The following is a 1186-nucleotide window of genomic DNA, read 5'->3' as shown; positions in this document are numbered from 1 at the left end:
TACTTGTTCATTTGCAAGAACAGTTTCATTCCACCTGTTACACCTGGTGCACCCCCTAATAGCAGCCCTCTTCCACTTTGGTTTTTCTCTAAACAATGTGCTCCTGCTTGTACAGACATTCTTCCTGCAACAGCACTCATTGGAGCAAGTAATGGTAATCTTCCATTATCATCAGTAACTGTTTCGTAAGCAATATTAATACTTTTAGATTTAATTAATCCTTTAGTTAATTCTTTTGCTGCAGCTAAATGAAGATAAGTATATACGATTTGATTTTCTCTAATCATATCAACTTCTACTTTTTGAGGTTCTTTAACTTTAACAATTATTTCTGCATCATTAAAAATGTCAGCTGCAGTATCAGCAATTTTAGCACCAGCTTTTATATATTGATCGTTCTCAAAACCAGCTTCAAATCCACCATTGTTTTCAACTAAAACTTCATGACCTTCAGAAACTAAAGTTTTAACACTATCTGGTGTTAAACCAATTCTATTTTCCTGTGGTTTTATTTCTTTAGGAACTCCAATTTTCATAAACGAAAATTAATTCTTTTTACTTTTTGCGTAATTTGTTATTCCAGTTCGAAGTTTTTCAATAATCTCATCAATGTGTTTTTTTTCACAAATAAACATTGGAGCAATAATTAAACAATCACCTGTAGCTTTAAAATTTACACCTGCTTCATAGCAATGTTTAAAACAAGTAAATCCAGCTGCACCTGGTTTTTTATCCATTACTATATCTATTCCACCCATCATTCCGTAACCTCTGATGTTATCAACAACTTCAATATCTTTTAAAGACATTAAACCTTCTTGGAAATAAGGTGCTAAATTTTTAGCTCTATTAAAAATATCATCTTTTTCAATGATGTCTTGTACAGCTAAACCAGCAGCGACAGAAATTGGAATTCCTGAATAAGTGTACCCATGAAATAATTCTATAGTTCCTTTAGGAGCATTTTCTGCAATAGCATCATAAATATCTTCTTTACATGCAACAACTCCCATCGGACTAATACCATTTGTTGTAGCTTTAGCCATTGTCATCATGTCTGGAGTTACTCCATACTCTTGTGAAGCAAATGGAGATCCAGTTCTTCCCCAACCTGTGATTACTTCATCAAAAATTAAAAGTATTCCATGTTTATCGCAAATCTCTCTTAATCTTTGTAGATATCCTT

General features: G+C 32.7%; 2 protein-coding genes. Both read right to left on the bottom strand.

Translation table 11 applies throughout. The annotated features are described in order from the left end of the window. On the bottom strand, window positions 1-536 hold a 536-nt coding region (locus AMN83_RS00275; RefSeq protein WP_425304138.1), incomplete at its 3' end, for an alanine dehydrogenase. Window positions 537-545: 9 nt separating this feature from the next. Continuing rightward, window positions 546-1186 (bottom strand): aminotransferase class III-fold pyridoxal phosphate-dependent enzyme (locus AMN83_RS00270; protein ID WP_143323621.1); only part of this gene is annotated, 641 nt, incomplete at its 5' end.

Source organism: Candidatus Pelagibacter communis (assembly GCF_001180025.1).
In the GTDB taxonomy this organism is placed as follows: domain Bacteria; phylum Pseudomonadota; class Alphaproteobacteria; order Pelagibacterales; family Pelagibacteraceae; genus Pelagibacter; species Pelagibacter ubique_A.
Note: the sequence above shows the minus strand (reverse complement) of the source record. Positions and strands in the feature narration are given on the sequence as shown.